Below are 8,318 nucleotides of genomic sequence, written 5' to 3'. Positions count from 1 at the left end.
AGCCGAGCCAATGCTCGGCTGCGATTCACCGTTGTGCAGATAAGGGCAGCCGAGCATGGGCTCGGCTCTACAGATCAGCCGGCACCCCTGCGCCACGCAGCGGGGGTCTGGCCACATTCGCGGCGCAGCGCACGGGTCAGTGCACTCTGTTCGGAATAGCCTGCGGCCAGTGCGATATCGCTGATCGGCGCGGCGGTGGTGCGCAGCTGATGCTTGGCCCAACGCAAGCGGCACGCGCTGAGCCAGGCCTGCGGGCTCAGCCCGAACTCGCGCTGGAACAATGTGTGCAACCGGCTCTCGCTGACACCGACAACTCCGGCCATCCGGGAAACCGGCCAGGCCCGGCCGGGATCGGCCTGCACCGCCGCGCACAGGCCCTGCATGCGCGCGCCACTGCCCGCCGGTGCAAATACCTGCAGCAACTGCGGCAGCAACGCCGGCATCGGCTGCCCTGCCTGCACGGCGGCCAGGCGCTGCCGCAGCGCCAGCGGCAGATGCAGCCAGCGCTGGCGGCACAGATGCTCCTGCGTGCCGTCATCCAGCACGCCTGGAGGACAATCAACGATCACGAAACCATTGGGGCCGTCCGCCATCTGGTCATGTGCTTCGCCGGCGGCGACAAATGCCCCCTGCAGCAGGTCCAGCCGGCCGCCGCGCCCTTCCATCTCGAACTGCAGTTCCCCCTGCAGCGGCAGCACCCACTGCGCGTAGTCATGGCGGTCCAGGCCGGTGGCCTGCCCGTAGTGCCGCAGATGGAAGATGGCGCCCATCCGGGCAGTGTGCGCGTGTAACAACGGCCGTGCAAACCGCTGCTATAGTCGATCCGTCATCCAACGCAGGGAGTGCAGGTCATGACCCATCAGCAGCTGTCCCTGGTGCTTGCCACCAGCCTCGGCCTGGCGCTCACCGCCTCGGCCTCCGCGCAGGAACGTACGCCACCGGCCCCGCACTGCATGGACGCGGTCGGCGTCCAGGAAGTGGAGCAGGCTTCATCGCGTTCAATCGCTCTGCGAGCCGCCTCGGGCCAGGCCTATCGGATCGACTTCAGCGAAGAGTGCCCCGGCGTCCGCGGTGCCACCACGCTGAAACTTGAAGCACCCGCCGGCTGGGCCTGCGGTCGCCCCAGCGAGCGTGTGGTGGTCGATGGCCGCAGCTGCGCGATCAGCGCGGTGACCCCCGTGCAGGATCGCGACTACGCCAGCGTGGCCCGCGACAGCGACCGCCTGCGCATGGCCACCCTGCCCGCACTGACCATCCGCGAGCGCAGGGACATCCGCCGCAGTTTCGGTGGTTCGCCGTCGTACTGCTTTGCCACGCGCAACGTGCGCGCGTGGTCGTCCGACCCGCAGGGCATGCTGGTGGAGACCAATCCGCATCGCAATGGGGGTCACCGCTACTATCGCGTGGAGCTTGGCAGCCACTGCCGCCAGCTCGACCGTGCGCCACAGCTGAGCTTCCACTCCGGCATGCAGAACGGCCTGATCTGTGGCAATCCGGGCGATCGCATCCTCACCGCCGGATTCGAGAATGGTGACCTGCGCAACGACGCGCTGGCGCCGCTGCCGCAGTACACCCGCGGCGGCTGCACGATCCAGGCGGTCTATCCGGCTTCCAGCCAGGCGTCGAACTAACCGTCGACGCCGAGGAACGCGAACGGTGCGCTGGGCACGAAGTGGCCCAGCGCGTCGCCGGAAAAGGTATTGCGCTGGTCCGGACCGAGATCGAGCTTGAGCACCTTGCCGCCGAAATCCACCTTGTTGAGGTCGACCCAGAACGTGTTCGGGGTCAATGCCGATTCGAAGAAGTACAAGCGCCGCTTGTGGTCGGCCACGGTACGCCAGCGCGTGGAGGAGATGTTCGGCTCGCCCGGCGTGGTAATGCCGTAGGGCACCGACGTATTGCGGATCACGCTGAACACGCTGGCCAGCGCCACCACCGGGTCTTCGGACTTGGGAATGGCGTTGATGTAGAACGAGGCGCGCGCGAAACGGTCGGCTGAGCGGTTGGTACCCGGCAGCATCACCGTGCCGCCGATCTGTTGCCAGTAGCTGTTGAGTGCCAGCTGCTGCTCGAAGATCGGTGAATTGGTCATCACCTGGTAGCGCCGGTCATGGTGGATCACCTGGCGACCGCCGATGTATTCGACGATGGCACTGTCGCCACTGGCATCTGACAGCGACAGGTGCAGCGTGGCCTGGCGGTCTTCGCCCGGCACCTTGTCGGTGACGATCGAGTACGGCTCGCGCTGCAGCGCCGCGACCGCCTCGTCGACGGTGGCGAAGTTGTCCAGCACATACTGCGCCCATAGCGAGATGGCCAGGCCCGGCTTGTTGCCGCGCTGCTTCGGATACTCCGATTCGACCAGCCACAGCAGGTTGGCCACCAGGCCCTTCTCGTTCATGCCATCGGTGGTCGATACGTCATAACCGGTGGCCACCACCGAGCCGTAGCGCGCCGTCCAGGCCAGCGACTTCGGCCCGGCCTGGCCAGTGCGCGCGATGCCGCGCGGCAACACGTAGAGGTTGGTCGCCACATCGACCTTCCAGTCCATCGAGCGCGCGGTGATCACATCACCGTTGTCGCCCAGGTAGACCGCGCGCGTGCAGGCCAGCGCGGGTGCCACTGCGGCGGCCAGCGCGACCGCCAGCAGTGCCCTTTCCTTCCACTTCATCCGTGCCATGTCGTTGCACTCCTTTCCCCGTGATCCGTGGATATGACCCGATTCAGGGTGACACAGCGGTGAAGCCCCGGCGAACCAGGCGATCGTGCAGCCAGAAACCTGCAAGCATGGCCGGCACGAACCAAAGCGCTTCGCGCGATCCCACCGCCAGCCCGGCGATGGCAGGGCCCGGGCAATAGCCTGCCCAACCCCAACCCATTCCGAACAATGCCGCGCCCAGCACCAGGCGTACATCGACACCGCGCGCAGCGGGCAGTTGGAAGCGCGTTGCGCATGACGGCCGCGGGCGCTGCAGCACCCAGCGCTGGCCGACCGCGCTGACCAGCAGTGCCGAGGCCAGCACCCAGGCCAAGGTGGGATCGAAATCGCCGGCGATGTCGAGGAAACCGAGGATGCGGCGCGGATCGGTCATGCCGGCCAGCGCCAGGCCCGCGCCGAACAGCGCCCCTGCCGCGCCGGCGGCCACCATCACGCGGCTCATGCGAAGCCCCCGCCATGACGGATCAGGAATGTAGTCAGCATTGCGCAGGCCATGAATACCAGCACCGCCAGCAGCGACCGCATTGAGCCGCGGGCCATGCCGCACACTCCATGACCACTGGTGCAGCCGTTGCCCAACCGCGTACCGAATCCGACCAGCAGGCCGGCGCCAACCAGCTGCCACGCCGGCAAGGCGTCACGCAACAGGTCGCGGGGCGCTTGATCTGGCACGGCCTGCCAGCACAGCACACCCCCTGCAGCGGCAAGCAGGCCGAGCAGGAATGCCCAGCGCCAGCCTCGATCGCCCGGCGTTGCGCGCACGCTGCCAGCGGCGATGCCGCTGATGCCGGCCACCCGGCCCGTGGTCGCCAGCAACACCACCGCCGCCGCACCGATCAATGCGCCCCCCGCGACGGCGGCCCATGGCACGGTCATGACCTGCCTCCGCTTGCTCCGTTCATTTCATTCGCTTGCCTTTTGAATTAGCTTTTTCTAAATTAGCTTTATCTAAACCAAAAGGTCAACCATGGCCCGCATCGAGCTCGACAGTGCCGCGATGGCCGGGCATGCCGCCCAGGCCGCGGCGCTGCTCAAAAGCCTGGCCCATCCTGCACGGCTGCGCGTGCTGTGCCGGCTGGTCGAAGGCGAGGCGCCAGTACCGGAACTGCAGGCACTGACCGGGCTCAGCGCATCAGCGCTGTCCCAGCATCTGGCGGTGCTGCGCGGACTTGGCATCGTCGCGACCCGGCGCGAAGCGCAGTCGATCCACTACCGGGTGGTGGAAGGGCCGGCGCTGGGCGTATTGCAGGCGTTGCACGCGGCGTACTGCGGAAGTGCAGCGCGCTGAACCTTCCACGCAGGTTCAACCTGCGTGCAGCACCGGTTGCACGACCTGATCGAGCAGATCCACCGGGGTCGGCGCCGACAGGTCACCATGCAACGCGCGGGTGAAACCTGACCAGTCGCTGGAAGACAGTTGCCGCAGCAGCGCCTCCTCCACTGGCAACGCGCGCATCGACCAGTACGGAAACTGGCGCTGGCCGAGGCGGCCACGCGCCAGTTCGATGATGTCGATATGGCTACCGGCCTGCAGGATGCGTTCGTACACCGAATCGATACCATCCGGCGGCCCTTCGATGTACTGCAGGAATCGCCCGCCGTCATGCAGCAGCACACCGGTCACGCCCGCCATCTTGTTGAAACGGGCTGCATCATCGACCAGCGCCCGCAGCCGTTCAGCGGAAAGATCCGGCAGCGCCTGGCTGACGTAGGCGATGGCACGCAGTGGCATGGCGCTTCCTTGACAAGATGTACACCCACGGTAGCAGCTGCGGACGAGTCCGTCTCAGTGCCCGCAGGTGTTCCCTGAAGAATTCAGGTAGCGGCCGCCGGCAGCCCCTCTGTGCGCCTCGGCAACCGGGCTTCGAACACCACCTGACCGGCTTCATTGCGCGCTGCGATGTGCCCGCCGTGTGCGCGCACGAACTGATCGACGATATACAGGCCCAACCCCAGGCCATTGCTGGGATGGAAGCTGGCCTTGAACGGCTCGAACAGGCGCGGCAGCAGCGCGTCGTCGATCCGTCCCGCGTTGCTCACCCGCAGCAGCACGCTGCGCGGATCACGGCCGTCCACCTCCACCCTCGCCTCACTGCCATGGGTGAGCGCATTGCCGATCAGGTTGGCGGCAACCTGTCCCAGCCGATCCAGATCACCCTGCAGGCGGGTATCGCCCAGCATATCCAGATGCACCCGTGCGTGGCCGTGGGCGCTGCCCGCTTCGGCCACCACCGCACGCGTGACCTCGGCAAGATCACAGGCGCTGGCCTGCAGGCGCAGCCCGCCGCTGCGGATCCGCGAAAAGTCCAGCAGCTGCTCGACCATGCGCGCCATGCGCAGCGTGCTGGCTTCCAGGTGCTTCAGGGTCTGCTGCGCGCCGTCATTGCCCGCAGGAAGCTCCAGCGCCAGCTTGTCGGCACACAGCAGGATCGCCGACAGCGGCGTGCGCAGATCATGGGTGAGCACCGCCGCCATCGTCTCGTTGAGCTTGAGCGAGCGCTCCAGCGCCTCGTTGCGCGCCTTCAGCAGCTGCCGCTGCTGGTACAGCTCGATGAAGACATTGACCTTGCTCAGGATCACCTGCGGCGCCACCGGCTTGTGCAGGAAGTCGACCGCGCCGGTTTCGTAGCCCTTGAACGCGCGCAGCGGGTCGTCCGGCGAGGCGGTCAGGAAGATGATCGGCACATCCCGGCTGCGGTGTGATCCGCGCATCAGCTCGGCCAGGGTGAAGCCATCGATCTCCGGCATGTGCACGTCCAGCAGGGCCAGCGCCACCTCATGCTCGAGCAGCAGTTCCAGCGCCTGCGCGCCCGAGCCCGCCAGCAGCAGGTTGACGCCTTCGCGCTGCAGCAGCGCCTGCATGGCCACCAGGTTCTGCGGCACGTCATCGACGATCAGCAGGTTGACCGGGGTCTGCGACTGCGCAGGGTCCGGTGGCAGCAGGTTCATGCAAACAGCTCCTTCAGGCGACGGCACATCAGTTCGAGGGGCAGCACGGCATCGGCGCCGGCGTGCTGCAGGGCGGAGGCCGGCATCATCGATGCCTCGGCCTCCTCGGGACATTGCAGCCAGGCGCGGCCACCGGCGGCGCGCACTGCGGCCACCCCTTCACTACCATCGCTGCTGGCACCGGTCAGCAGCAGGGCCAGCACCTGCGCGCCGAACACGGCCGCAGCCGACTCGAACAATGGATCGATGGCCGGGCGCGAAAACAGCACCGGCGCGTCCACCGACAACGCCAGCGAACCGGCGTCTTCCACCAGCAGGTGATAGTCCGGTGGCGCAAAGGTCACCGTGCCTGGCTGCAGCGGCTGCTTGTCTTCGGCCTCGCGCACCGGCAGCGCGCAGTACGGCGCCAGCACTTCGGCGATGCGGCTGCTGCGGTCGCGCGGAAGGTGCAGCACGGCCAGCACCGGCGCCGGTAGAGCCGCGGGCAGCGCGCCGAGCACCGCCTGCAGCGCCGCAACCCCACCCGCAGAGGCCCCGATCACCAGCACGGCCGGTCGTGTCGGCAGTGCCATCAGGCAACCTTCCGGTACAGGCGATGCTCCCGCGAGCAGGTCTCGAACGCGCCGTGGTGGCGCCCGAACTGCAGCGACTCCTTGCTGCCCAGGCCAAGGAAGCCGCGATGCACCAGCGCTTCACGGAACAGGCCCACCGCGCGGTCCTGCAGATCGCGGTTGAAATAGATCAGCACATTGCGGCACGACACCAGATGCACCTCGGAGAACACGGTGTCGGTGGCCAGGCTGTGGTCGGCGAACACCACGTTGCGGCGCAGCTGGCGATCGAACACCGCGCCATCGTAGGCCGTGGCGTAGTAGTCGGACAGCGAGGCGGTGCCACCGGCCGCCAGGTAGTTCCGGCTGAACTGGGCCATCCGGTCGATGCCATAGGCGCCGGCCTCGGCGGTGGCCAGGGCTGCCGGATTGATGTCGGTGGCGTAGACGATGCTGCGCTCCAGCAGGCCTTCCTCGTGCAACAGGATCGCCAGCGACCACACTTCCTCGCCGGTACTGCAACCGGCCACCCACAGCTTCACCGACGGGTAGGTGCGCAGCACCGGCACCACCTGCTCGCGCAGCTCGCGGAAATAGGCCGGGTCGCGGAACATCTCCGAGACCTGCACGGTGAAGAACTGCATCGCCTGCGCGAACAGGTCCGGCTCGTGCAGCAGGCGGTGCTGCAGGTCGGCCAGCCGCTCGCACTCATAGCGCTGCATGGCCTGGCGGATCCGCCGGCGCAGCGACGACACCGCATAACTGCGGAAATCGTAGTGGTAGCGCTGGTAAAGCGCTTCCAGCAGCACCTTCAGCTCCAGGTCGAACAGGGCCTGCTCGTTCATTGCCGCGAGCACCAGACCCGGCACAGCGAGACCAGCTTGTCGACGTCGATGGGTTTGGCGATGTAGTCGTTGGCGCCGGCCTGCAGGCAGCGCTCACGGTCGTCCGGCATGGCCTTGGCGGTCAGCGCGATGATCGGCAGGTCCTGCAGGTGGCGCTGCGCGCGGATTTCGCGCATCGCAGCAAGGCCATCCTTCTCCGGCATCATGATGTCCATCAGCACCAGGTCGACCTCGCGCTCGGCCAGGCGATCCACCGCTTCCTGTCCATTGCGCGCGATCTCCAGCGTAACGCCGAGGGGTTCGAGCACGCTGGACAGTGCGAAGATGTTGCGTACGTCGTCCTCTGCCAGCAGCACCGTCCGACCGTCGAGCACGGTGTCGCGACGGCGGGCCTCGCGCAGCAGGCGCTGCTGGTCGCTGGGCAGGCTGGCCTCCACGCTGTGCAGGAACAGGGTCACCTCGTCCAGCAGGCGCTCGGGCGAACGCGCGCCCTTGATGATGATGCTCTTGGAATAGCGGCGCAGGCGCTGCTCTTCCTCGCGACTGAGTGCGCGGCCGGTATAGACGATCACCGGCGGGAAACCGACATCGTCGTTGCCGGCCATGTGCTCGAGCAGGTCGTAGCCACTGCCGTCGGGCAGCGACAGGTCCATCACCATGCAGTCGAACGTGACTGTACTGAGCTGTTCCAGTGCGCCGGCCAGAGTGCCTACGGCGACGATCTGCAGCTGGTCGCGGCCCAGCAACAGTTCCAGGTTGTGGCGCAGCTCGTTGTCGTCCTCCACGATCAGCAGCCGCCGCATGTCGCGCTGGCTGGTCTGTTCCAGCTGTTCGATGGCCGTCACCAGCCGCTCGCGCGTGGTCGGCTTGATCGCGAAACCGATCGCGCCGAGCTCGCGCGCTACCTGGCTGCGGTCCGTGGCCGAGACCACATGCACCGGGATGTGGCGGGTGTCCGGGTTGCGCTTCAGGCGTTCCAGCACGCTCAGGCCCGACACGTCCGGCAGGCCGATATCGAGCAGGATGCCGTTCGGGCGCAGTTCGCTGGCCAGGGCCAGCGCCTCTTCCGCCGTGCCCGCCACCACGCAGTCGAAGTCCAGTTCATGGGCCAGCGCCACCAGCGCTTCGGCGAACGTGGCATCGTCCTCGACCGCCAGGATCAGGCGCCCGGCGCGCTGGCGGCGACCGCGGTCGTCGGCTACGCCGGCCATCGCAGTAACCGGCGCTGCAGCGGTCGCAGCGCGTACGGGCGCG

The 8,318-nt window shown here is 67.4% G+C and carries 11 protein-coding genes; 2 read left to right on the top strand and 9 right to left on the bottom strand.

From position 1 onward, the window contains the following. Positions 1 to 74: 74 nt before the first annotated feature. Entirely contained in the window at positions 75 to 770 is a 696-nt protein-coding gene (locus ABGA94_RS17745) for an AraC family transcriptional regulator (RefSeq protein WP_005416319.1), read from the bottom strand. 81 nt (positions 771 to 851) lie between these two features. Between ABGA94_RS17745 and ABGA94_RS17740 the strand changes: the two genes are divergently transcribed. Then, the gene (locus ABGA94_RS17740) at positions 852 to 1,631 is read left to right on the top strand and encodes a DUF6491 family protein (RefSeq protein ID WP_005416318.1); all 780 of its coding nucleotides are present in this window, start codon (positions 852 to 854) and stop codon (positions 1,629 to 1,631) included. Here the strand turns inward: ABGA94_RS17740 and ABGA94_RS17735 are convergent. Genes ABGA94_RS17735 through ABGA94_RS17725 form a run of 3 tightly spaced genes read right to left on the bottom strand, consistent with a single transcriptional unit; the run spans position 1,628 to position 3,595 of the window. Beyond that, a complete protein-coding gene (locus ABGA94_RS17735) occupies positions 1,628 to 2,680 on the bottom strand; it encodes a linear amide C-N hydrolase (RefSeq protein ID WP_053499905.1) in 1,053 nt (350 codons plus the stop codon). The two genes, ABGA94_RS17740 and ABGA94_RS17735, sit on opposite strands and share 4 nt — an antisense overlap. Positions 2,681 to 2,723: 43 nt before the next feature. Beyond that, positions 2,724 to 3,161: a DUF6691 family protein gene (locus tag ABGA94_RS17730; RefSeq protein ID WP_375367862.1), complete on the bottom strand. Its 438-nt coding sequence runs from the start codon at positions 3,159 to 3,161 to the stop codon at positions 2,724 to 2,726. Continuing rightward, positions 3,158 to 3,595: a YeeE/YedE family protein gene (locus ABGA94_RS17725; protein ID WP_005416315.1), complete on the bottom strand. Its 438-nt coding sequence runs from the start codon at positions 3,593 to 3,595 to the stop codon at positions 3,158 to 3,160. The genes ABGA94_RS17730 and ABGA94_RS17725 overlap by 4 nt, the downstream gene beginning before the upstream one ends. 91 nt (positions 3,596 to 3,686) lie before the next feature. Here ABGA94_RS17725 and ABGA94_RS17720 point away from each other — a divergent pair, with 91 nt between their 5' ends. Continuing rightward, positions 3,687 to 4,007 (top strand): ArsR/SmtB family transcription factor, encoded by a 321-nt coding sequence (locus ABGA94_RS17720; protein WP_375367861.1) that lies wholly within the window; start codon positions 3,687 to 3,689, stop codon positions 4,005 to 4,007. A 15-nt stretch (positions 4,008 to 4,022) separates the two neighbouring features. Here ABGA94_RS17720 and ABGA94_RS17715 read toward each other — a convergent pair whose 3' ends face one another. The 5 genes from ABGA94_RS17715 to ABGA94_RS17695 form a co-directional block, all read right to left on the bottom strand. Then, the gene (locus tag ABGA94_RS17715) at positions 4,023 to 4,451 is read right to left on the bottom strand and encodes a BLUF domain-containing protein (RefSeq protein ID WP_005416313.1); all 429 of its coding nucleotides are present in this window, start codon (positions 4,449 to 4,451) and stop codon (positions 4,023 to 4,025) included. An 83-nt stretch (positions 4,452 to 4,534) separates the two neighbouring features. Beyond that, positions 4,535 to 5,668 (bottom strand): hybrid sensor histidine kinase/response regulator, encoded by a 1,134-nt coding sequence (locus ABGA94_RS17710; protein WP_095377692.1) that lies wholly within the window; start codon positions 5,666 to 5,668, stop codon positions 4,535 to 4,537. After that, positions 5,665 to 6,240, bottom strand: coding sequence for a chemotaxis protein CheB (locus tag ABGA94_RS17705; RefSeq protein WP_049413816.1), 576 nt, complete (start codon positions 6,238 to 6,240; stop codon positions 5,665 to 5,667). Before ABGA94_RS17705 ends, ABGA94_RS17710 begins: the two co-directional genes overlap by 4 nt. Beyond that, positions 6,240 to 7,064 carry a protein-glutamate O-methyltransferase CheR gene (locus ABGA94_RS17700; RefSeq protein ID WP_005416310.1) on the bottom strand — a complete coding sequence of 275 codons (825 nt, stop codon included), beginning with the start codon at positions 7,062 to 7,064 and terminating at the stop codon, positions 6,240 to 6,242. The genes ABGA94_RS17705 and ABGA94_RS17700 overlap by 1 nt, the downstream gene beginning before the upstream one ends. Beyond that, positions 7,061 to 8,318, bottom strand: a 1,258-nt coding sequence (locus ABGA94_RS17695) for a response regulator (protein ID WP_375367860.1), incomplete at its 5' end; no start/stop codon positions are given. The genes ABGA94_RS17695 and ABGA94_RS17700, both read right to left, overlap by 4 nt.

Source organism: Stenotrophomonas sp. 3diitr2024 (assembly GCF_042136455.1).
GTDB classification, from domain to species: Bacteria; Pseudomonadota; Gammaproteobacteria; order Xanthomonadales; family Xanthomonadaceae; genus Stenotrophomonas; species Stenotrophomonas sepilia.
This window is presented reverse-complemented; position numbering and strand designations above follow the sequence as displayed.